The organism is Arthrobacter sp. SDR-2R (assembly GCF_057747955.1).
Window position 1 is genome coordinate 2,027,752 of record NZ_CM173231.1, and the last position, 23,776, is coordinate 2,051,527.

15 protein-coding genes and 1 pseudogene are annotated in these 23,776 nt (G+C 63.1%); 12 read left to right on the forward strand and 4 right to left on the reverse strand.

What is annotated here, in order from left to right:
* Positions 1 to 217: 217 nt before the first annotated feature.
* From AC3ANU_RS09460 to AC3ANU_RS09470, 3 genes are read left to right on the forward strand one after another with little or no spacing between them, the layout of a single operon-like run.
* A complete protein-coding gene (locus tag AC3ANU_RS09460) occupies positions 218 to 1,321 on the forward strand; it encodes a tyrosine-type recombinase/integrase (RefSeq protein WP_488315883.1) in 1,104 nt (367 codons plus the stop codon).
* On the forward strand, positions 1,318 to 3,828 hold the full coding sequence (locus tag AC3ANU_RS09465; protein WP_488315884.1) for a hypothetical protein: 2,511 nt from the start codon (positions 1,318 to 1,320) through the stop codon (positions 3,826 to 3,828). Before AC3ANU_RS09460 ends, AC3ANU_RS09465 begins: the two co-directional genes overlap by 4 nt.
* Positions 3,825 to 4,436, forward strand: a complete 612-nt coding sequence (locus AC3ANU_RS09470; RefSeq protein ID WP_488315885.1) for a DUF6262 family protein — start codon at positions 3,825 to 3,827, stop codon at positions 4,434 to 4,436. Before AC3ANU_RS09465 ends, AC3ANU_RS09470 begins: the two co-directional genes overlap by 4 nt.
* Here the strand turns inward: AC3ANU_RS09470 and AC3ANU_RS09475 are convergent.
* Complete coding sequence (locus AC3ANU_RS09475; RefSeq protein ID WP_109045392.1) at positions 4,433 to 4,672, reverse strand: helix-turn-helix domain-containing protein; 240 nt, start codon at positions 4,670 to 4,672, stop codon at positions 4,433 to 4,435. The genes AC3ANU_RS09470 and AC3ANU_RS09475 overlap by 4 nt on opposite strands.
* Positions 4,673 to 4,810: 138 nt before the next feature.
* Positions 4,811 to 4,927, reverse strand: a pseudogene (locus tag AC3ANU_RS09480) (helix-turn-helix domain-containing protein); the annotation flags it as partial.
* 152 nt (positions 4,928 to 5,079) lie between these two features.
* Here AC3ANU_RS09480 and AC3ANU_RS09485 point away from each other — a divergent pair.
* The 4 genes from AC3ANU_RS09485 to AC3ANU_RS09500 are packed head-to-tail and all read left to right on the forward strand — an operon-like array spanning position 5,080 to position 13,425.
* Positions 5,080 to 5,721, forward strand: coding sequence for a hypothetical protein (locus AC3ANU_RS09485; RefSeq protein ID WP_488315886.1), 642 nt, complete (start codon positions 5,080 to 5,082; stop codon positions 5,719 to 5,721).
* Positions 5,718 to 7,022, forward strand: coding sequence for a CpaE/TadZ family protein (locus AC3ANU_RS09490; RefSeq protein WP_488315887.1), 1,305 nt, complete (start codon positions 5,718 to 5,720; stop codon positions 7,020 to 7,022). Before AC3ANU_RS09485 ends, AC3ANU_RS09490 begins: the two co-directional genes overlap by 4 nt.
* A 55-nt stretch (positions 7,023 to 7,077) precedes the next feature.
* Positions 7,078 to 11,931 carry an NAD-glutamate dehydrogenase gene (locus tag AC3ANU_RS09495; protein WP_144599949.1) on the forward strand — a complete coding sequence of 1,618 codons (4,854 nt, stop codon included), beginning with the start codon at positions 7,078 to 7,080 and terminating at the stop codon, positions 11,929 to 11,931.
* Positions 11,932 to 11,958: 27 nt separating this feature from the next.
* The gene (locus tag AC3ANU_RS09500; protein ID WP_018768501.1) at positions 11,959 to 13,425 is read left to right on the forward strand and encodes a sensor histidine kinase; all 1,467 of its coding nucleotides are present in this window, start codon (positions 11,959 to 11,961) and stop codon (positions 13,423 to 13,425) included.
* Between the two features lie 157 nt (positions 13,426 to 13,582).
* On the opposite strand, the gene AC3ANU_RS09505 is transcribed toward AC3ANU_RS09500, so the two are convergent.
* Positions 13,583 to 13,831 (reverse strand): WhiB family transcriptional regulator, encoded by a 249-nt coding sequence (locus AC3ANU_RS09505; protein WP_003804966.1) that lies wholly within the window; start codon positions 13,829 to 13,831, stop codon positions 13,583 to 13,585.
* 325 nt (positions 13,832 to 14,156) lie between these two features.
* Between AC3ANU_RS09505 and AC3ANU_RS09510 the strand changes: the two genes are divergently transcribed.
* A complete protein-coding gene (locus AC3ANU_RS09510; protein WP_488315888.1) occupies positions 14,157 to 14,549 on the forward strand; it encodes a hypothetical protein in 393 nt (130 codons plus the stop codon).
* A gap of 60 nt (positions 14,550 to 14,609) precedes the next feature.
* Here AC3ANU_RS09510 and AC3ANU_RS09515 read toward each other — a convergent pair whose 3' ends face one another.
* On the reverse strand, positions 14,610 to 18,695 hold the full coding sequence (locus AC3ANU_RS09515; protein WP_488315889.1) for an FtsK/SpoIIIE domain-containing protein: 4,086 nt from the start codon (positions 18,693 to 18,695) through the stop codon (positions 14,610 to 14,612).
* 242 nt (positions 18,696 to 18,937) lie between these two features.
* Between AC3ANU_RS09515 and glf the strand changes: the two genes are divergently transcribed.
* From glf to AC3ANU_RS09535, 4 genes are read left to right on the forward strand one after another with little or no spacing between them, the layout of a single operon-like run.
* Entirely contained in the window at positions 18,938 to 20,125 is a 1,188-nt protein-coding gene (gene glf / locus AC3ANU_RS09520) for a UDP-galactopyranose mutase (RefSeq protein ID WP_018768498.1), read from the forward strand.
* Positions 20,122 to 22,146: a glycosyltransferase gene (locus AC3ANU_RS09525; RefSeq protein ID WP_144599945.1), complete on the forward strand. Its 2,025-nt coding sequence runs from the start codon at positions 20,122 to 20,124 to the stop codon at positions 22,144 to 22,146. Before glf ends, AC3ANU_RS09525 begins: the two co-directional genes overlap by 4 nt.
* The gene (locus AC3ANU_RS09530) at positions 22,143 to 23,024 is read left to right on the forward strand and encodes an ABC transporter permease (protein ID WP_223992093.1); all 882 of its coding nucleotides are present in this window, start codon (positions 22,143 to 22,145) and stop codon (positions 23,022 to 23,024) included. Before AC3ANU_RS09525 ends, AC3ANU_RS09530 begins: the two co-directional genes overlap by 4 nt.
* On the forward strand, positions 23,025 to 23,750 hold the full coding sequence (locus AC3ANU_RS09535) for an ABC transporter ATP-binding protein (RefSeq protein ID WP_144599941.1): 726 nt from the start codon (positions 23,025 to 23,027) through the stop codon (positions 23,748 to 23,750).
* The last annotated feature ends 26 nt before the right edge of the window (positions 23,751 to 23,776 follow it).

Here is a 23,776-nt window from a genome sequence, read left to right on the forward strand (position 1 = left end):
GCTCCTTGCTCAACCCGTCGCTGTCTCCGTTCGGCGTGAGGATCGGAGCCTCTCCATCAGGCCGCACCCGAAGTCTTAGGGCAGTCCTTTGTTGAGCAGGGTGCGGCTGGTCTTATTCGGTCTCCTCGTCTTCCAGCCGGATAGTTTGGTGACAATTAATCCTCCAGTTGCATCCTGGCTGTTGTTTGCCCCGATTCGTCCTCGATAGCTTCCGTTTATGAAGATTTTCCAAGCGGTGGAAGTGACGGTCGAGAAGGACGAGATCGTTTGGGCTGTGGTGGATGACCGGTTCGTCCTGAGCGAGGAATGCCGTAGTTACGCGTTGTGGTTGGCCCATACGGGCCGTGCCATCAATACCCAAAGGGCGTATCAGCTGAGGCTGGCTAGGTTTCTCTCTTGGTGCGCTGAAACGGGGACCCCGTGGGAAGGGCTTCGCTTCCACCAGCTCGCCGCATACAAGGCCAGTCTTGAAGGGTTGCGTGATAAGAGTGGAGACGGGTTGTCGGGGAAAACGGTCAACGCCCATTTGACGGCAGTGATGGTGTTCCTGCGTTATGCCCTGGCACAAGGTTTTGGCACTTACCAGCTACGGGCCACGGTCGAGGGCGGCCGCCACGCCGTGGCTTCCCTTGGTCCTGAGGGCCAATGGACGACGGCGCCGCCAAGGCTGGTGAAGGCCCGGGAGATCAAACGGCGACCGGTGGTGCTGACCTCGTCACAGGTCAGCCGTGTCCTGGATGCGGTCGAGAGGCCGCGGGACATGCTCCTGGTGTTGCTGATGCTGCGTTGCGGTCTGCGGGCCGGCGAGGTGCTCGGCCTACGGCTGGAGGACATGCACATGCTGCCCGATTCCGGCCACCTGGGCTGCACGATTCCCGGGCCCCACGTCCATGTTGAAAGGCGTAGCAACCCGAACGGGGCCTGGGCCAAGTCACCGTATGAGCGGAACGTCCCCGTGCCTGCCGATGTTTGCGAGGTCCACGCCGCCTATATGGCCCAAAGATACGCATCGTTGGGCGGCAGTCAGCCGGACGCGTTGTTCCTGTCTAGGGACGCCAAGAAGCCGCAGGTGCTGGGATACCCGGGGCTGCACCGCATGCTCGCGACCGTTGGGAAGAGCACGGGATTGCCGGTCAGAGCTCATCAGTTTCGGCATACCGCAGCCACCGGCTGGGCACGGGCCAAGGTCGACCCCGACGTCATCATGGGACTGCTCGGCCACAGGTCATTGGCGTCGACGTCGATCTATCTGCACCCCGCGCAGGAGGAGCTTCGCAGCGCGGTGGAAGAAACCCTGCCCGGCAAGGACGCACCACAGTGACAGCGTCCACCGAATTCCTGCGCCGTGAATCTCCGGTCCCCGATACCGGCTCCTATCTGGCATTTCTGGAATCCATGCTCGAGCCCCAATGGCGGCCCGACGAATGGGACCACCGGCTCTGGCTTTTCGCGGCAGACCCGGAGAATCCTTTGACCGGGATCTACCCTTGTCCCACGCCCGGGTGCCCCCGCGTTGCGACCGTCACTGGCCGCCTCTGCCGTTCCTGCACCGATGGAGAACCCGGGGCCGACCCTGTCCCGGCACGGCGCTGGTCCCCTGATCCCGACGCGCCTCGCTGCATCGTCGGCTCAGCCGGGCGGAACTGCAAGGCCATGGGCATGATCAGGGGGCTCTGCCACCTGCACTACGGCCGCTGGCACCGCAGCTTCAACAACGGACGTCCCCGGCTCAGCATCGAGGAGTTCGCCGCGGCCGACACCATCATGTATCGGCCCGGCAAGCCCTGCGCGTCCCCGGGCTGCAGGGAAGAATCAAACCAGCGCGCGACGCGGCTCTGCCTCTGGCACCACAGCATGTTCCGCCGGCTCACTAAGCTCGGCGTCGACCTCGAGACCTTCACCGCGGTCGAACGCCCCCTTAACCGCCACTACCACCGCCATGTCTTCTCCTTCATCGATCTGCCACCGATCCTGCGGACCGAACTGCTGCTCGTCCTCCAGGAACGAGACCGCAAGGCATTCCGGATCCTGCCGGTCATCATGCGCCGGATCGTCCGGACCGCCATGGAAACCCGTGCCCGGTCCATCCACCGGCTGCTGGATACAGAAGAGGCCCGGATTCGCCGCGATGCGAGCGTCATCGGGTTCCTCCGGCACGCTGGTCTGCTCACGGCCCGGTGGCGATACCGCCACTCCGGCCGGGACATGCGCTCAGAGGACGTCTGGGATTCCGCCGTCATTGGTCTTCGCAAAGACCGGACTACCGACACGCTCTGTTCCAAAGGCACTCTCGATTTCCGGCCCATCGGTGTCGACTGGCTGCGCCAGGCTGCCAAGGACTACTCCCGGCACTTTGACCTCGCCGCAGACCAGGTGCGGGATGTCATCCGCACCATCCAAGTCGTCTCGGACGCCCTGGCACGCCGCCCCCACGGAACCCGGCCCGAACTCCTAACCCGAACAGACGCGAACGCAGTCGTGGACGCCTACCGCCACCTCACCGACACCGACGGCGAACCCCGGACTGACTCCGTGAAATACGACTACTTCAAGCTCTTCCAACGGATCCTCCGCAATGGCGGGGACCTTGAAAGCCTGGCCCGGGTCAGCCCCAAGTTCATGTTCATCACTGCCGATTCCCTCCCAACCGCGGCGCGAGCCAGGAACGCCGGGAAGGCAATCCCGGAACACGTCATCAGGATTCTCGATGCGAACCTGGAACTGCTCGCCGTGGACGAGGGTTTTGCCAATCCGGTCGGTCGAACTAGGGCCCTCCACAACCTGATGCTGCAGACCATCTACCAGTTGCTGCGGGACCTCGGCCGGCGGCCCACGGAAATCTATTCCCTGCCCCGCGACACCCTCCGGGAAACCGACGACGGCCAGCCTTACATCATCTACAACAGCCACAAAACCGGCGAGTACGGGCTGGAACTTCCCATCCACCGCTCCACCGCCCGCGTCATCCAGACCTGGCAGGACGCGCTTGGCGCCGTCGAGGGCATCCACCCCGACGCTGCCGGCTACCTGTTTCCCTCGCCACGGCCCTACGGCCCGCAGTCACGGACCCACATCACACCAACTGGATTTCACACCAACTACTGGCGCTGGATCGACCGGATCCGGAACCTGCCCGACGTCCGGGACGACCCCGCGAAACCAGTCGACTTCCTCACCAGGTCCCGGATGGGCCTCTATAACTGGCGCCATACCTACGCCCAACGGCTCAGCGATAACAGCACGCCGCCGGATGTCATTCAGGAGCTGATGAATCACAAGAGCTTCACGACTTCCACCGGATACATCAAAATCACTAGGGAACGACAGCGCCAGGCCATCGAGATCGTCAACAGCACCACGATTGACCGCCAGGGGCTGCTCCACGGACCCAAAGACTATGCAGCCTATGTCCGGGAATCCGTAGCGACGCCACTGGGGCTCTGCACCGAGCCCAGCAACGTCAAAGCCGCCGGACAATCCTGTCCCGTCCGCAACAAATGCGGCGGATGCCAGTACTACCGGGCCAACCTCTCCCATCTGCCGCAGATCGACGCCCACATCGTCGCCCTCACAGCAGATCTCGCAGCGGCCGGTGACATCGCCGAACCGTGGATCCACCAGTCACTCAAAGAAGAGATCAACTCCTACAAGCGAATGCGCACCGCGCTGCTGAAGGAAAAATCCAGGCTGACCCCCGAGGACAAGGCCGCTATTGATGACGCCGTCACGCTCCTGCAGCAAATCCCTCCCGCAGCGCCACGCCTTGAAGCCGCCGGAGAACGCCGCATGCTGTCACTGACCCCCGTCCGAACCGCGGACCGCAGATGAGCGAAAAACGGCAGGCAGCCATCGCCGCGCTTATCACGGCCAAGAAAAAGGAAAGCAAAACCAAACAAGCCCTCGTCCGGAAAGCAATCACCCGGCTCATCAACGGCTCCGAGCTGCTCACCGTCTCCTCAGTCGCACGGGCAGCCGGGGTCAGCCGCTGGCTGATCTACAACACCCCGGAACTGAAAACCGCGGTCACCCGCGCAGCGGCGCAGCAGCGCGCAACGTGGGCCCAAGGCCATGAACAGGCAGGAATGACACCCAAAGGCGCCGTGACCGAACTCCTGCGGCTCCAGGAACGACTCGCCACCGTCACCCGGCAACGCGATCACTACAAACGCGCAGTGAACACCAACCTCGCCGAAGCCCTGGCCGGAAGAACCCCGGAACAAATGGCCAGCTACATCAGCGAACTGGAAAGCCAACTCAGCACAGAACGCAAAAGCGCTGAACAGGCACGCAGCGCCATCTCACTACTCGAAGCCCAGGTCGAAGACCTGAACGACCAGCTGCGCGCCGCGCAGTCCATCAACAGGACCATGATGAAACAACGTAACGAGGCAGTGCCCATCACGAAACTTGAGGCCCGAATACCTGAAAAGGGCTAGACACCGTCCGGCACGGGCCGGCCCTCAGCAGACTGCGCACGGACATACTCGGCGGTCTTCTCATAACCTCGGGAAATGTATTCCTCTAGAAGGCGCGACTCAACCCGCCACTGCCCCCGGCCCCCAACCTGAATCGCAGGCAATTCGCCTGACCGGACCAGGGCATACGCCTGGGCTGAGGAGATGTTCAGAATCTCCGAAACATCAGCCAACGCCAAAAACCGCTTCTCAGCCACAGCACATCACGCCCCAAAGACTATCCAATCGGGCCCTACGATCCTCGCGAACCGCACAGAAATCAATCACCGGAATCAAGCCCTCTGGCCATGAGCTCCGGGCAGAAATGGCATCGACCCACGTGACTGATCAAGATAACCGCGGCCACCCACCTGGATAGCCTTCAGCTCACCGCTGCGGACCAGGGCGTAGGCGGCGGGGGAATTGATCTGGAGCTGCTCCGCGACGTCAGCGAGTGTGAGGAACCTGGGCATGTATCCATTTTGCCATCAAGTGGCTCATTTTGTGGCTGTTATCCACAGATTGGCGCCATTTAGACAAATGACTTTTGTTCACCGGGCCATGCGGTAACAATGAGGAGTCCGGCCAGAGCGGACAGGTTCGGTATACCTGGGGGGAGAACGGCATGGTTCCTGATTCAAGTGCCACTGCAGCGCGGCTTAAGCGTCCATCGTGGAAGGACCCCCGGCTGCTGGTTGGCGTTCTCCTGGTCCTGGTGTCCGTCGCCGGAGTCGTCTTCCTTGTCGGAAGTGCAGACCGCACCACCGAGGTCTACGCCGCACGGGACGGCATAGCCGTTGGTGAGCGCCTGACGCCCGACAATGTAGTCCGCGCCAAGGTCCGGCTGGGCGATGCCGAACAGCACTACATCACTGTCGAGGCCGGCCTGCCCCAGGACGTGGTCGCGATGCAAAGAATCGCAAAAGACCAACTGGTTCCCAGGGCAAGCCTCGGTACGGTGGATCGGTTGGACCGGAAGCCCGTCGCCCTCAGCGTTGAGCAGACTTTGCCGTCACAGGCAGTTGCCGGTGCCCGCGTGGACGTCTGGGTGGCACAGCCGGATGCGAAGAATGGATTCAGCGAGCCCAGGCTGATCCTTCCCGGAGCGGAAATTGCAGAGGTCTCCACGGGATCCACCGCTCTTGGATCGTCAAAGACCACTGTGCTTCTGGTCCTGGTGGAGGACAAGCAGATGCCTGCGTTGCTGGGGGCCCAGGCAAACGAGGCCAAGATCTCCGTGGTGTGGAATCCGGGCGGCGCCCGATGAACATTCCCGTTGTCACCGTCGGCCAGAGCCGCGAGGACCTGGTGGGCGGGCTCGAAAGACTCCACGGCCCGGTCACGGTGGTTCGCAGGTGCGCTGAACTTCCCGAACTGCTTGCTGCCTGCCAGAGCGGGCTGGCGAGGGCGGCAGTCGTGGCAGAGGGTTCAGAGGGGCTGACCGCGTCCCTGGTTGACCGTCTTGGAGCTGTTGGCGTGGCGATCGTCGCGCTGACCGATAACGCGGAGGAGGCAGCCAGACTCCGCACGATAGGTGTCGCTTCGGCGCTGTCGGGCGTTGAGTCCGCGGAGCTTTCGGACAGGATCGCGGACGCCGTCGCCCAGCTGACCGGCGCGCTTCGTCCGGCGAACCTCAGCGCGCCCGCCGATACCGCTGCTGCACTGGCAACGGATCCCGTTGTGCCGGCGGTGGACGAGGAGGGGCGCGGGGCCGGGAAGCTGATCGTTGTTTGGGGTCCCGCCGGATCTCCGGGACGTACAACGGTTGCTGTGAACATCGCCGGTGAGATGGCAGCCGACGGCCGGTCAGTCCTGCTGGTCGACGCCGACACGTACGGCGCCAGCGTGGCGGCAGTGCTGGGACTCCTGGATGAGTCAGCCGGGCTTGCCCAGGCGTGCAGGCTTGCAGACCAGGGCCTGCTGGACGCCGAGGCACTGCGGAAGGTGGCCGCCACGGTCGCCACCACGGCCGGGACGTTCCGGGTGCTGACCGGCATAACCCGGGCCGATCGGTGGACGGAACTCCGCGCCCCTGCCCTGGGACTGGTCCTTGAGCGGGCCCGGCAGATTGCCGATGTTGTGGTGGTGGACACCGGGTTTTGCCTTGAGGCGGATGAAGAACTGAGCTTTGACACCACGGCGCCTCGACGGAACGCGGCGACACTGCGTCCGCTGGAACTGGCGGACACTGTGTACGCCGTCGGCGCTGCTGATCCCGTGGGTGTCCCACGGCTGGTCCGTGCACTTGCCGAGCTGGAGGGCGCAGTCCCGCACGCATCGCCCACAGTCGTAATGAACAAGGTGCGTTCGTCGTCCGTGGGAAGGGCCCCCGAGCGGCAATTGCGGGATGCGTGGGAACGGTACGGCCCCGCGTCCAGCCTCAGGGCATTCCTGCCTTACGACCCTGTCGCCGCCGACGCCGCACTCCTGGCGGGATCACTGCTGCTCGAAGCGTCGCCCGAATCGACCCTCCGGCGCGCTATCCGGGAACTGGTTTGTGCACCCGACCAGCGAAAGTCCAAATCATCTGTATTTTCTTCCACACCGCGGCGAAGGGCAAAGGACTAGGCTCGCCATAAGAGCTGCAAAGGTGCGGCGAGAATCTCTGATGGAGGCGTTGTCGATGTCGTCTGGATCCAGTGTGGAGGATCAGCCCCTCTCCATTGAAAGCCTTGAAGGCTTCATGGGGGACTACTACCAGCACCTGGCTGAGGAGGATGCCCGAAGCTACCCCCGCGACGTACTGGAGTCCCGGGCCGAGGAACACCGCCGGACAGCATCAGTACGGCAGCCCGGGCAGGCGAAGATCTCGATCATCGACGAAGAGGACAGCAGCGTCATCTTTGTCGTCACCGACGACATGCCGTTTCTTGTCGACTCCGTGAACTCAGAACTGGTCCGGCAGCACGCCGCCATCAAGCTTGTGGTCCACCCGCTTTTCGTGGCCACCAGGAACCGGGAAACGGGCGAGCTGGTCAAGGTCAACAGGGTCCCCGCGCACTTGGGCATATCAAGTGGGGATACCGCGGCAATGCCAAACCTCTCCCACCTCATCGCGCAGGGTGAGAACGCGTCGCACATGGAGTCGTGGATCGCCGTCGAAATCCAACGCGTCTCCGACGACGTGAAGGCGTCCCTGCTCGCCGGCCTGACCCGCGTGCTGAAAGATGTGCGCGCCGCCGTTGAAGACTGGCCCAAAATGCGCCAAAAGGCCCTGGAAATCGCCGAAAGCCTGGACCGGGTGGCCAATCCCGCCCAGATTGCCGAACTGCGGCAGGCCAAGGACCTGCTGCGGTGGCTTGACGAAGGGAACTTCACGTTCCTCGGCTACCGTGAGTACGACCTTCTCAACGTGGACGGCGAAGACGTCCTCGAACTGCGCGAGGACAGCGGCCTCGGGCTGCTGCGCGCGGCCGCCGACTCCCCGCACATCCAGCACCTCACTGATACCGGCCGTAAGAAGGCCCGCGAAAAGCGTGCACTGGTCATCACGAAGGCCAATTCACGGTCCACCGTCCACCGCTCGGCCTACCTGGACTACATCGGCATCAAAAGCTTCGACGCCGCGGGCAACGTCAACGGGGAGCGCCGTTTCATCGGTCTTTTCGCCACCAGCGCCTACGCCGGCTCCGTCCGCGATATTCCCATTGTCCGGGAGAAAGTGGATGCCGTGCTGCAGAGCGCGGGTTTCCCGCCGGACTCGCACTCGGGCAAGGACCTCCTGGGAATCCTCGAAACCTACCCCCGGGATGAACTTTTCCAGATCGAAATTCCCGACCTTGCCGCCACCGCGCTGGGAATCCAGAAGCTGCAGGAACGGCGGCGTACCCGCCTGTTCCTGAGGCCGGACATCTACGGCCGGTTCATGTCCGCCGTCGTTTACCTGCCGCGCGACCGTTACACCACCAACGTCCGGCTTCGCATAGAACAGGAACTGCGGGAAACGTTCCAGGCGGTCTCGATTGATTACGAAGCCCGTATGACGGAGTCCGCCCTCGCCAGGCTGTTCTTCCGTATTCGGCTGCCCAAGGATGCCGATGTCAGCCACGTCAACAGCGATGAGCTGGAAAAGCGGCTGGTCCGGGCCGCAAGGTCATGGAGTGAAGGCATCGCGGAAGTCCTGCGTGAAGGGCGGGATGCGACCGAAGCCAAGGAACTCGCCGCTATCTGGGCCGAAGCATTCCCGGCCAGCTACCGCGTGGACTACGAAGTAGAGGACGCGCTTGAGGACATTGCGCGTTTCGAAAAGTACGGGGCCGCCGCGGAGCGGAGCACCGGCGCGCGGCAGGAAAGGCCCGGCGTCCACGTGTACCTTCCAGAAGGGGCCGGCGCCACCCTGGAAGAGGATGCAAGGGTCAAGCTCTACATGCTGGAGCCCAAGAGCCTGAGCCAGATTTTGCCGTACTTCCATAATCTCGGACTCGAGGTCCTGGATGAACGGCCGTTTGAAATCGAAACAGCAGACCACCGCGACTTCTTCCTGTACGACCTGGGTTTGAAATACCCGGCCGGCGTGGACCCGATGTCAACGGGAGAGCTTCTCGCGGAATCCTTCGGGGCGGCTGTCACGGGCGCTGCGGAATCGGACAGCTTTGACCGGCTGGTGCTGAGGGAGGGCCTGCACTGGCGGCAGATCACCGTACTGCGCGCCTATGCCCGTTACATGCGCCAGATGGGCAACAGCAGCTCCTTCGGCTTCATGGCGGACACGCTCCTCGCGAACCCCAACGTGACAAGGGGCCTCACGGCGCTCTTTGCCGCCCGCTTTGACCCGGCCTTGACTGACGGAGACCGGTCCGAGGCACAGGCCTCCGTGGGACGGGACCTGGCAGCATCCATCGAAAAGGTGGCAACGCTGGACGCCGACCGCGTGCTGCGCACCTTCGTCAACCTCATTGAGGCCACGCTTCGCACCAACTTCTACCAGGACAAGCCGCACCTGAGCTTCAAGCTGGATCCCGCGCGGATCGAAGGACTGCCCTTCCCGCGGCCTATGTTTGAAATTTGGGTTTACTCCCCACGAGTTGAGGGTGTGCATCTTCGGTTCGGCAAGGTGGCGCGTGGCGGATTGCGCTGGTCTGACCGGCGGGAGGATTTCCGGACGGAGGTCCTGGGCCTGGTGAAGGCGCAGACGGTCAAGAACGCCGTCATCGTGCCAACCGGTGCCAAGGGCGGCTTCTTCGCCAAGCAGCTTCCCGATCCCGCCACGGACCGCGCCGCCTGGATGGCCGAGGGCGTCGAAAGCTACAAAACGTTCATCCGTGGGCTGCTGGATCTAACTGACAACCTTCTCACGGAAGGCGGCGGCGAACGGCTCGTGCCGCCGTCGAACGTTGTCAGGCATGACGACGACGACTCCTACCTGGTGGTCGCGGCGGACAAGGGAACGGCTACTTTCTCAGACATTGCCAACAGCCTTTCCGCGGAGTACGGCTTCTGGCTTGGCGACGCCTTCGCCTCCGGCGGCTCCGTGGGGTACGACCACAAGGCCATGGGCATCACGGCCCGCGGCGCCTGGGAATCGGTCAAGCGGCACTTCAGCGAGCTGGACCTGGATACCCAGACCGAGCCGTTCACGGTGGTGGGTGTGGGGGACATGTCCGGTGACGTGTTTGGCAATGGGATGCTCCTGTCCCGGCACATCCGCCTGCTGGCTGCCTTCGACCACCGGCACATCTTCCTGGACCCGGAGCCGGACGAGGAGTCCTCGTTTGCGGAGCGGCAGAGACTTTTCGAGCTGCCCCGGTCCTCGTGGGACGACTACGACAAGTCGCTGATCAGTGAAGGCGGCGGGGTCTTCGCCCGGCAGGCCAAGTCCATTCCCGTGTCCACGCAGGTTCGGACCGCGCTGGGGCTCCCGGCGGACACCACTGAACTCAGCCCTCCCGAGCTGCTGCGTGCCATCCTGCTGGCGCCTGCCGACCTTCTCTACAACGGCGGTATCGGTACCTACGTCAAGGCGAGTTCCGAATCCAACGCATCCGTGGGGGACAAAGCCAACGATGCCATCCGCGTCAACGGCCGGGACCTGCGCGTCAAGGTGGTGGGTGAAGGCGGAAACCTGGGCATGACCCAGCGCGGACGTATCGAGGCAGCGTTGCAGGGCGTCATTCTCAACACGGACGCGATCGACAACTCCGCCGGCGTGGACTGCTCGGACCACGAAGTGAACATCAAGATCTTCGTTGACCGGATGGTTGCGGCTGGCAAACTGCCGGCCGGTGAGCGGGCCGACTTCCTCGCTTCCATGACCGATGAGGTGGGCCGGCTGGTCCTCGAAGACAACATCGACCAGAACATCCTGCTGCTGAACGACAGGACCCGCGTCGCGGAGTGGAGCCCGAGCTACGAGCGGCTCATGGACTGGCTGGAGAAGAGCGCCGACTTGAATCGCGACCTGGAAGCGCTGCCCAGCACGGCAATGCTCCGGGACCGGCTGCAGCAAGGCCAGGGCCTGACCTCTCCCGAGCTTTCGGTGCTGGCCGCCTACGCCAAGATCGAGCTTGCCTCGGCGCTGCGGGACAGCGACCTTGCCGATGACCCGTGGTTCCGGCAGACGCTGCGTTCCTACTTCCCGCACCAGGTGCGGGAACGCTTCGATGCGGAACTGGACACCCACCCCCTGCGCCGCGAGATTATCGCCACCGTGGTGGCGAACGACATGATCAACCTGGGCGGCATCACCTTCGCCTTCCGCGTCATGGAGGAAACCTCGGCCAGTGAAGTGGCCGTGGCCAAGGCATTCGTGGCGCTGCGCGAGGTGTACGAACTGGATGCGATGGTGGGCGAGCTGAACAGCCTGCCTGCCTCGTTCCCCACGGAGCACTGGAGCACCGTCCACCTGGACATCCGCCGGCTTCTGGACCGTGCGGTCCGGTGGCTGCTGAGCCAGGAGAGCGTTTCACGCCCCATCGCCGACGTGGTGGCCGAGTTCAAGCCGCTCATGGATCCCATGCGGGCACGGCTGCTGGACTACCTGCGCGGCGACGACCGCGAGCGGGTGGCGGAATGGCTGGCGAAGGGCCGCGAGTGGCAACTGCCCGAAGGCCTTGCCCTGCGCTGGGCAGAACTGTTCGAGAGCTTCGTGCTGCTGGACATCGCAAAGATCGCCCGGACCCGGAAAGACCCGGTGGAGCAGATCGCCGCCGTCTACTACACGGTGTTCAACCGGTTCCATGCCGACTCGCTGCTGGAGCGGATCAGCAGCCTGCCCCGACAGGACCGGTGGCAGGCGCTGGCAAGGGCTGCCCTGCGCGACGATCTGTACTCAACGGTGTCGGACATGACGACGGCGGTGCTGGACGCTACGTCTGCCGCCGACGCCCCCGATGCACGGCTCAAGGACTGGGAGGCACAAAATGCCGAGCAGCTGGGCAGGGCAAAGAGCATGTTCGACGAGGTGAATGCACTCGAGGCCGACGACATGGCCTCGCTGTCGGTAGCATTGAGGCTCTTGAGGTCAATCGTCCGACGCTAGCAATCCGGCGTCGCAAATGGAGGTGCAGTGGCAATCTTTACGGACCCTATCAGGGAACATGCTGATTTCGGGCCGGGCGATGCCGAATGGCTGCACCTCCTGGTGGGGGACTGGCAGATGGTCGCGGACTTGGCGTTCGCCGACCTGGCGCTCTGGTTCCCCCACCCGGAGCTTGGCTACATCGCTTTGGCGCACGTACGCCCGTCCACCACGCACACGGCGTTCCACAGCGACTTCGTCGGCGAGGGAATCCGGTCAGACCTGCAACCGCTCGTGGACAAAGCCTGGAACTCCCGGTCCATTGAGCGCTCCAGCGAGACGAACTGGAACAGCGAGATGGCGCTGCGGGTGGAGGCCGTCCCCATGGTCCGCAACGGCCGGACCCTTGCGGTAGTCACCACCCATATGGACCTCTCCAGTTCACGCATGCCGTCACGGCTGGAGTTGACCTACCGCCAGTGCGCCTACGACCTCCTGCGAATGGGCACGCTTGGGTTGTGGCCCGACTTCGCCTCACCTACCGGCTCCCGCCGGGGCGCGCCCCGCGTAGGGGACGGCCTCATCCGGCTGGATGCCGATGGCGTGGTCCAGTACGCCAGTCCCAACGGAGTGTCGGCCTTCCGGCGCCTGGGTGACGGCGAATCCCTGGAAGGGCGCTCGCTCGCCGAAGTCACCGCCGGCCTGCTCAAGGACCGGCGCATGGTCGATGAGACCCTGCCGCTGGTTGTCACCGGACGCATGCCATGGCGCAGCGAGATCGAGTCCCGCGGGGTCAGCCTGTCCCTGCGGGCCATTCCGCTCCGGGACGAACAGCAGCGGTTCGGCGCCCTGGTTCTCTGCCGTGACGTCTCCGAGTTGCGCCGACGCGAAATGGAGCTGGTGACCAAGGACGCCACGATCCGGGAGATCCACCACCGGGTCAAGAACAATCTTCAGACCGTGGCTGCGCTCTTGCGGATGCAGTCCAGGCGCATGGTCAGCGATGAGGCGAAGCAGGGCCTGGAGCAGGCGATGCGGCGCGTTGCCACGATCGCGCTGGTCCACGAGACATTGTCGCAGGGCCTGACGCAAAGTGTTGATTTCGACGAACTGATCGGGCGCCAGTTCAGGCTGTCTGCTGAGGTGGCCTCCCCGTCGCAGCAGGTCCGGACCGAACGGTCAGGGACCTTCGGTGAACTTCCCAGCGATCTTGCCACCCCGCTGGCCCTCGTCATCAACGAACTGGTGACCAACGCTGTGGAGCATGGCCTTGAAGGAAGGGCAGGAACAGTCTGGCTTGTTGCCGACCGGTCCGAAGGGGACGACGGCGAAGAACTGACTGTGACCATCGCCGATGACGGGGTGGGGCTTCCGCAGACTCCGCACGTTGAGGGGCTCGGGCTTCAGATCGTGCGCACGCTTGTCACCAGCGAGTTGGGCGGGACCATCACGTGGGAGCGCCGCGAGGGCGGCGGGACTGAGGTCAAGATCCGGCTCAGCCTGGCCGGGAAGTAGAGGGTGCCGGTCCGGCCACATCCAAGGGCCGGACGGTGAGTAATACAGACACCGTAGAACAGACAGAGGCCCCTGGACGATCCATGTGGATTGTCCAGGGGCCTCTGTTCTGCGGTTGCTGGGCCCGATGCTGACCGGCCTGCGGTGCCGTGCCTTCCTAGGAGGCGCGACGTGCGCGGGCGGCGCGCCGTTTAAGCGCGCGGCGCTCGTCTTCGCTCATGCCGCCCCATACGCCGGCGTCCTGGCCGGACTCGAGGGCCCACTGCAGGCAGGTGTCTACGACAGGGCACCGGCGGCAGACGCTCTTGGCTTCCTCGATCTGCAGGAGGGCAGGTCCTGTGTTCCCAACGGGGAAAAACAGTTCCGGGTCCTTGTCAAGGCACGCTGCGCGGTTACGCCAATCCATGCTGATCAGTTGCTCCATTTCTGGGAAATGCCTTTGTGAAATTATTCACTAGTGGCTACAAAGGAAAGGGGCCCTCAGGGCCCCCTTGGTCATCTGCATCAAGCCTGTCATGTTAACGCTGTGTAAACAAGGGGTAATAACGCTTGATATCCGCTGAAACCTGAGCGATGCATCACAGTGTCGGCTCCCGCCCTCACCAGTGTCCGACTATGTCCGGTAGGGTGCCAGTGTGTCAAGACCCCCGGTAAACCCAGCAGGCGCCCCCTCTTCTCCTGATGAGCCCCGTGACGGTGCTGACCCTTCGGCCGGCGATCGTCCGGCAACCGTGCCGGCCGCGGCCAAGGTGGTGGCCATTGTTTCTGCTGCAGAGGCGACGGCTTTGCTGGCAGCCGCCGGGTGGTACGCCTACGAGCTGCTCAGCGGGAGCCCCGTGCTGTCCTTCTGGGGTGCCGTCTTCACCTTGGGGCTCCTGCTTGCTTTCTCCGCGTGGCTGTTTGCCGTGTCCGTCTTTTTGTACAGGGGCTATCGCTGGACCCGGGCGGCCGCATTGGTGGCCCAACTGTTCGTCCTGACCATAGGCGTACCCGCCATAACCAGCGGCCTGGTCCTTGCCGGGTTGGCGATGCTGGTACCCGCTGTTGTCGCCATCGTCCTCCTTTTCTCCAACAACGTGATCAACCATGCCTCCCGAACCGGAAGTGCTCCGCCCGCACTTTGACCTGCAGCGCGGGGCCTGGCCGCCTCTCCGCGGGACGGCGTTCGACGGGCACCGGCATGCTCAGCCTGTCGCGCCCGCCCAGGCCACCTGAACGGGGCAGGACCGCCCGCCGGAGATGAGGACGCCACGCCCCGGCGGAGCGTTGGACTCAACTTCGAACCTGATCCCAAACAGGTCGCCATCCGCCAGGGAACGTGGACCCAGCAGAAGTCCGGCGCCGGCGCCCCTTGCGTTCATGACCAGCGGAACGCGTTGGAAAAGCATTGGGCTGAAGGCAGCAGTGACCATCAGTGAGTGGCCCAAAGCGGCCAGCTGCTCCAAAGCCCTCAACGCCGGAAGGGCCAGCAGATCAACGTCGTCAACCAGCAGTACGGTCTCCCGCGAAAGCCCCCCGCTCTCCGCCTGCATAAGCACGTCCCGCCAAAAATCTTCTGCGCCTTCTGCCGGTACCGGACACGTGCACCACTGCTGTCCCGGGTTGAGTGCTGCCAGCGCGAGCAGGGTATTGCTTTTGCCGCTTCCCGGGTTGCCAAGAATGGCGGTGACTCCGCTGCCAGGCATCCGCAAGGACGCTGGAGCGGGTTCGTCTCCGGCTACACCCAGGAGGACGTTGCGTGGCCGGCGGGGCGGTTCCGATAGTTCGGAGCAGTGCGTACCGCCAGGCGGGTCCTGGTCTGGGGACCGCAGGGCTCGTTGGGGTGTCCCCGCCGCCGACATGACCGCTGCGACCTGCCGGACCGTGATTTTCGCCGGGAGGGGTTCAATGCGGAATGGAGTCGATGCGGCTGGCGGATATCCGGCGCCTCTCCGGCCTGTGCAAGCCTGCAGATCGGGGGTGCGGTAGAACTGGCAGGCAACGGGGTTGCCGCCCGAGACAGGGCCGAAGGCTACAGCCCTGCCCTTGACGGCCGGGACGGCAGGCATCCGCGGCCACAGGGCGCGGTTCTCCTCGGTGGAGCAGGCTGGAAAAAAGAAACGATTGGGAAGTGCACCAAAGAACCTGGCGGTGACAAGCTCCCGCTCCCCATGGACCAGGAGCGTTATCCCTGCCCTGGCGCCGTCGCGCACGAGGTCCAGAACCAGATCTTCCGCCCAGGCCAGCGGTCCGGACCGGAATGCCGAAACCCAGGATCCCCAGCCGATGATGACGAGGACGAGAGGTTCCGGATTGGAGGCGGGTTGACTCAACCGCTGCCCCAGTTCACGGACGAGCCGTTCCAGGATGCGCACTCCACGCCGCAGATCGTGCAAGGCGGCGTGGGCGCCCACCCGTGCTTCACCTGCCAGCGGGCAAAGACTCCCGTCCGCGTCCAGGAAATAGAAATGGGCTCCATCAGGACTGGCCATTAGTTCATGGACAGTTAATTCCAGTGCCGATCCGGCCCCGGAAGTTGGACTGCCAATGAAGGCTGCGTGACCGTGCTTGGCATGGCTCCACAGAAGGGGCTGAAGTTCTTGTTGCTCGGGAACATCCATCAGGCCGAGGCAGATCTGGCCCGCCACAGCCACGGGTTCCAGGGCCAGTGAGTCAGCGGTTCCCGAATCCGAGGATGGCGCGTTCGGGTCGGGCTTTTCCAGTTCAGTCGGCAGTGGAGGTGCGACAGGCCTTCTCGGTGCTGGTCTCTGCTGGGCAGCGCACAGGCTCCTCACCAAGGCTGCCAGCGGTTCCACTGCCTGTGCGGGGGTGGGTGCAGGGGCTCGTCTGTCGCCTGGTTCGGCTGCCTGGCAGGCGAGATAGTCCATTGTCCGCTGGACAGAAACGGCACTTGGCTGTTTGCGATCGGAGACTGACGACAGGGACGCGGCCTGGAACTCCTCGGCCGGCTCCGTTCCGCGCGCCAGGAAGGCGCGGCCGGGGGTCTTAACGCTGATGGCCGAAGCGTCCCTGGAATTGACGATGTCGACAGATTCCATGTCGGACTGCACGCGAAGTGCAATGCTCGAGGTGACGTTTGCACGGATGTCAGCTGTCAACGCTCCCTGCGGCCTCTGAGTGGCCATGATCAAGTGGATGCCCAGTGACCGTCCGATCGATGCTATCCGCAGCAGCTCACGAAGCACTTCCGGCGCGTCGTCAACCAGCATCCTGAACTCATCGATGACGATGACGAGGTGGGGGAGCACAAAATCCTTGGCCGCCGGTGCGGAGCGGTACGTGGAGACGTCAGGGACGCGGGCCGCGGCGAGGCAGCTCTCCCGCAGCCTCACTTCGGCGCGAAGCGATGTCAGTGTCCGCTCCATCTCGGAATCGGAAAGATCCGTCTGCAGTCCCACGCAATGGAAGAGCCCGCTGAGCGGACCAAGACCTGAACCGCCCTTGAAATCGATGAAGAAGAAGTTGACCCGGTCCGGCGGATAGGACAAGGCCAGCGCCAGGGCCATGCTCCGGAGCAGTTCCGACTTCCCTGAGCCTGTGGTGCCTGCCACCACGAGGTGCGGACCGTCGGCCAGGAGGTCGAAGGTCTTCGTTCCCGACCTGCAAACGCCCAAGGGTACGGGCAATCCGATGTTTCGGGCGCTGCAGTCCCATCTGCTTGCGGTAGCCGCGAGCGTCAGTGGCAGGACTTCGTCAAGGCTGCAGGAAGCGGGAACGGTCTTGGCCTGTTCCTTGTCACGAATCAGGGCACCGGCGAGGTGCCGGCAGAAAGCGGTAAAGACTTCGTCCGGGACCAGGTCAGGGACAAACACAGTACCGCGGTGGTTCTGCACCACGGTTGATGCGCGCTCGGACAGGAGGACGTCAGGTGCAGGCCAATCGCCGTCTTCGGGCAGGAAGTGAAGAACCTGCCACCCCCGCTGGAGCGCTGCTTCCCGGAGCGACTTTTCCACCACCGCTCCGGAGTTATCCCCCCGGATCAAAAGGACTCCCCGCCCGCAGCCCTGCTGCTCGCTGCCGTCCACTGCATTGAGGGCGGCGGGCAGTGTTGCAGTGAGCGTCACTCTGCTGAGATACCGGGCTGCGAGGGGTAGGGCTTCCGGCAGCCCGTGGACGACGACATTCATCGTGCCCGTGCGCGGGTATGCCGCAAGTTGCATGAGAAGGGAGCGGAGGGTGCCATCGGTGGCAAAGCGCGGGCCGCCCAGCGTGGTGAGCGGGACGTCCGGGTCCAGAACGACGGGGACGATTCCTGCCCGTGGGATGGTCGCGGCAGCACCGGGCGGTTCGATCCTGACATTGGCCGGCTGTTCTGCCTGTCCCAGCCGCAGCCACACCCCGTCGCCGGGTGAATCCGGGCTGGACGTCCCTTCAGTCCGCCGGGCCGCAAGAGCAACGATGGACAGGGAAGGGGCGCACCGTCGTCGGCGTTCCCTGTCATCTTCAACAGCCGACTTCAGGGCCGCGGACAGGTCCCGCCTGTGCCGCCGTCCGCTGACCGCGGGCACCAGGACCGAAAACACCGAAACCGCGGAAAAGGCCAGAAACATCCACATGCCGGTGAGAAAGGCCAGCAGTACCCCAAGTGCCAGTGGGAGAATCGCGGTCAGAAGGAGTGCCGCGCGGTTTCCTGGATCAGGGCGGCCGGACACCACGATAGGTTCCGCCACCGACTTTCCTGCTTCCGAGAGGACTCTATGGGGCACATCTGCAAACACCAGCGATAGGTTCGATTGACCGCACCTGATGGTTGAGTCCGTTGAGATAACCGTGTTCCGTATCCTTTGGCCGTCGACATACGTCCCGTTGGCGCTGTCCAGGTCAACCAATATGATCTCCGTGTCAGTGACCACCACACTGGCATGTTCACGGGACAACTCCGGGTCCGGGATGACAATCCGTGTGCCGCTTCGACCGATGGTGTAGGTGCCACGCCGTAATGGCACAACGGTTCCCGCTGCTGCTCCGCTGTCGATGGCGAGGACCAGGGGAGGGACGGCATCGGCAATTGGCGGGCGCCGTGGCCGCCTGCTCGAAGGTGGGGTGCCGCCGTCGACAAGGATTGCCGCCTCTACGAGCGGCGGCACGCCGAGGACCAGGGAACGCAGATCCTGCCCGTCCACTCTGACTGAGCCCGCACCGTACTTCTGGACCAACTGTTCGTGAATGACGTACCCTGCCGTGCCGGCCGGTGCATCAATGGACAGTTCCACGGGTGGCTGGGGACGCGGTGATCCCGGTCCGCCCACCAGAGTGCAATTAAGCGTCATGGGTAGTTGGTCCCTCGTGCATGCACCCACGCTAGCCACCGGGCTCAGTGCGGGGCATTGGCTTCTGCGCCTATGTGGATAAACCGCACTGGGATAACGGAGTCCTTCGCCTGCCCACCGGGACTCCGTGTGCCGGGTCACAGCGGGAATGCTGATTCGACGGGCCCTGCAGTCACTCGGGTAGGCTAGAGCAGCAGACACTGCGCACCATTGCGCTGCCCGCATTCGAACCAGGAGATTTTGTGACCGCTGACCTCGTCATCGTAGGGTCCGGCTTTTTTGGCCTGACAATCGCAGAACAGGCCGCCACTGAGCTCGGCCTGAAGGTCGTTGTCATCGACCGCCGCCACCACATCGGCGGAAACGCGTACAGCGAAAAGGAAGAGCAGACCGGGATCGAGATCCACCGGTACGGCGCCCACCTCTTCCATACCTCGAACGAGCGGGTGTGGGAGTACGTCAACCGGTTCACCACCTTCACTGACTATGTGCACAAGGTCTATGGCGTCCACAAGGGCGAGGTCTATTCGCTTCCCATCAACCTGGCCACCATCAACCAGTTCTTCCGGGCCAATCTCACCCCCGGCCAGGCCCGCGACCTCATCCAGGAACAGGCAGGGGAACTGGCGGGAACTGACCCCCAGAACCTGAACGACAAGGGCATCCAGCTGATCGGCCGCCCCTTGTACGAGGCCTTCATCAAGCACTACACCGGCAAGCAGTGGCAGACAGATCCCAAGGACCTGCCGGCCGGTATCATTTCTCGGCTGCCTGTGCGCTACAACTATGACAACCGGTACTTCAATGACAAGTACGAGGGCCTGCCGACCAACGGCTACACCGCCTGGATCGAAAAGATGGCAGAGCACCCCAACATCGAGGTGCGGCTCAATACCGACTTCTTCGACGAGTCCCACGAGTACAGCAAGAACAAGGTCGTGGGCAACATTCCTGTCGTCTACACCGGCCCGGTGGATCGGTACTTCGACTATGCCGAGGGCGACCTGTCCTGGCGCACCATCGACTTCGAGGAAGAAGTCCTTGAGATGGGCGACTTCCAGGGCACGTCGGTTGTGAACTACAACGACGCAGACGTCCCCTACACCCGCATCATCGAACCGCGCCACTTCCACCCGGAGCGCGACTACCAGACCGAAAAGACGGTCATCATGCGCGAATTCTCGCGCTTTGCCGAAAAGGGCGATGAGCCTTACTACCCGGTCAACACCTCCGCGGACAGGGAACGCCTCCTGAAGTACCGAGACCTCGCTGCGGCCGAAAAGGACGTATTGTTCGGCGGCAGGCTGGGCACCTACAAGTACCTCGACATGCACATGGCCATCGGCGCCGCTCTCAGCATGTTTGACAACAAGATCCGGCCGCACTTCGAAAGCGGCGTACAGCTTGAAAGCGGGGGAGTCGACGCATGAGCGTCCCTACCGACAACAAGACGAAGAACACCGTGAGGGCTGACGCTGTTAAGGACCGGGGAGCGTGGCAGACGCTTCAGCGTGTGATCCTGCCCAGTGCCAGCCAGATGGACACGGTGCCCCTCTATATGGACATGGGCACCGCGACGGGCATTCAGTTGCCCACCGCCGGCGACCGCGACGGTAAGACCGCGAAGCCCCGGACCATCAGCAGCCCCACCAAAGAAGCGCACGTTGAAGACTTCCTTTCGCGGCACTCAACGTCTGTCCGTTCCGGCGAACGGGTGTCTTTCGGCACCTACTTCAACGCTTTCCCCGCCAGCTACTGGCGTCGGTGGACGACAGTAGACAAGATCCGGCTCCAGGTCCGGACCCAGGGCGCCGGCTCGGTTATCGTCTACAAGTCGAACGCCCGCGGTTCCCTGCAGCGGGTGGACACCCGCCGGGTTGAAGGCAACGCGGAGAGCACGTTTGAACTTTCACTGGCGCCCTTCGGCGACGGCGGGTGGTACTGGTTCGACCTGCTGGCCGGAACCGAGCCCTTGATCATGCTCGACGCGGAATGGCAGGGTCCGGCGGTCGAAACAACGCCGGGGTCCGTCACGCTCCAGATCACCACCCTGAACAAAACGGATTTCTGCCTCAACAACCTGCGGCTCCTTGCCGACAGCGAAGAAGCGCTGGCCCACGTGCAGGAAATCCTGATTGTTGACCAGGGCACACAGAAACTTTCCGACGCTGAGGGGTTCGACGACGTCAAGCGTTCCCTCAGGGGCAAGCTCCGCATCATCAACCAGTCCAACCTGGGCGGTTCGGGCGGGTTTGCGCGGGGCATGTTCGAGGCTGTCGAGAACGGCAGCGACTACGCCCTGTTGATGGATGATGACGTCGTTGTTGAGCCTGAGAGCATCATTCGCCTTCTGACGTTCGCGGACCGGTGCAAGACTCCGACCCTCGTCGGAGGGCACATGTTCGACCTCTACAACCGGACGGTCCTGCACACCTTCGGCGAAGTGGTAAACCCTTACCGATTCCAGCCTTCGCTTCCCAGCGAGGACATGATCCTGGGCCACGACTTCCTGTCGTCCAACCTTCGCCAAACCCCGTGGCTGCATCGGCGTTGCGACGTCGATTACAACGGCTGGTGGATGTGCCTGATCCCCACCCAGGTGATCCGGGAGATCGGACTCTCACTCCCGCTGTTCATCAAGTGGGACGATTCCGAATATGGGCTGCGGGCCAAGGCGGCCGGATACCCCACGGTGTCGCTGCCGGGCTCAGCTGTTTGGCACGTGTCCTGGATTGACAAGGACGACCTCGTTGGCTGGCAGGCCTACTTCCACGCCCGCAACAGGGTGGTGGCCGCCCTCCTTCACAGCCCCTACGAGTTTGGCGGCAGGGTCATCAAGGAGTCGCAATACGCTGACGTCAAGCATCTGGTGTCCATGCAGTACGCCACGGCCCAGGGCCGGCAATGGGCCCTGGAGGATGTGTTGAAGGGGCCGGAAGCCTTGCCAGGGCTGTTGTCAGCGAAACTGCCGCAGATCCGCGAGATGATGTCCGCGCATTCGGATGCTGTCTTCCGTCCTAATCCGGAAGACTTCCCGGCCCCCAAGATGGATAAGCCTCCCCGCCGGGGCCACGGTCCCTCGAAGCCGGGAAAGCTGACACTTCTGCCCTGGGCTGCCAAGACCGTCGTTCGGCAATTGGCGAGCCCTGTCCATGGCACCAGCGCAGAGCGCCCGCAGACAACTATCGCCCACCAAGACAACCGGTGGTGGCGCATGGCGCAGTACGACAGCGCTGTAGTGTCCAACGCTGAAGGCACCGGAGCCTCCTGGTACCGCCGGGATCCCAAGGAACTGAGGAAGATGCTGGCCGAAAGTGCCCGTCTTCACTCTGCCCTCCTCAAGGACTGGCCGGCCCTAAGCAGGAAGTACAAAGCAGCAGTCTCGGACCTCACCTCCATGGAGTCCTGGAGGAAGACGTTCGAACAACATACCCAGAACGAGATCAAGTGAGCGCAATCGCATCCGGTGAGTTGACCACTCCCGGACTGGGGGGTGGCCTGCGGGACATCAGGCAGTCAGGCTTCCTTCTTAAGCTGCTGGTACGGAAAGAACTCAAAGTGCGCTACCGAGGGTCGGTCTTGGGCCTGCTCTGGTCGTATGTGAAGCCCGGCGTGCAGTTCATCGTCTTCTATGTGGCCCTGGGAGTCTTTCTCGGACTGGAACGAAGCTCACGGAATCCGGAGGGGCTGACAAACTATGCGGTCTACCTGTTTTCCGGAATTGTCCTGATCAACTTCTTCTCAGAGGCCCTGGGCAATGCGGCCAGGTCCATCGTCAATAACGGAAACCTCATCAAGAAGATCTATCTTCCGCGCGAGCTCTTTCCTGTGGCGTCAGTGTGGGTTTCTGCTGTGCACTTCTTCCCGCAGCTGGTGGTGCTCATCGTCGGTTGCCTATTCGCCGGTTGGCATCCCAACGTGTTTCAATTGCTCGCTGCGGTGGCCGGCTTTGCTATCGTTGCCCTCCTTGCGACGGGCCTGGGTCTTCTGTTCGGCGCGGCCAACGTCTACTTCCGTGACTCCGAGAACCTGGTGGACATGCTCCTGATGGTTGCCACCTGGGCATCGCCCGTCATGTATGCATGGTCCATGGTGCAGGAGAAGCTGGGAGCAGGATGGTTCGCCGTCTACCAAGCGAACCCGATCACGATCGGCGTAGAGCTTTTTCACTACGCGTTTTGGTTCCCGACGACTGACGGTTCCGTCTCCATGCCCCCCAATCTGTTTAGTATTTGGCTGCTGGTTGGGCTGGGTGTTGCCTTGGCGATCCTCGTCTTGGGCCAATTCACTTTCCGCCGCCTTGAGGGCCGTTTCGCGCAGGAGCTCTAAGTGGTCAACGCAATTGAAGTTTCTGACATCAGCAAGCAATTCGTCCTTCGTCATACGCGATCCATCAAGGAAGCCGTCGTTTGGCTCGTGAAAGGGCGCAAAGGGGATCTTTCGGAGAAGTTCCACGCACTAAAGAACGTTTCTCTCAACGTCGAGGCGGGGGAAACTGTGGCGCTGCTGGGCCTGAACGGCTCCGGCAAGTCCACTTTGCTCAAGCACATTTCCGGAGTCATGCTTCCTGATTCAGGAACGGTAAAGACAAGGGGCAGGGTCGCAGGACTGATCGAAGTCGGCGCGGGCTTCCACCCGGACCTCTCCGGACGCGACAACGTGTTCCTTAACGGCGCCATCCTGGGAATGACTGAGCAGCAGATCAAGGACCGGTTCGACGATATCGTCGAGTTTTCCGAGATCGGGCAATTCATCGATACAGAGGTTAAGTTCTATTCCTCCGGCATGTACTTGCGGCTGGCGTTTTCGGTTGCTGTCCACACAGACCCGGAAGTCTTTCTTATTGATGAGATCCTTGCGGTCGGAGACGAACCTTTCCAGCGCAAATGTATTGACAAGATCCAGGAACTGGCCCGGGACGGTAAGACCCTGGTCGTGGTAAGCCATGACCTGGACCTTGTCTCCCGGATTTGTCAGCGGGGTGTTCTCCTCAAACACGGAGAAATGATCTACGACGGCCCGATACGCGAGGCCGTCGGCCTGTTGCGTCATTGAGCCAAGTAACCTTATGTCGCGGTTAG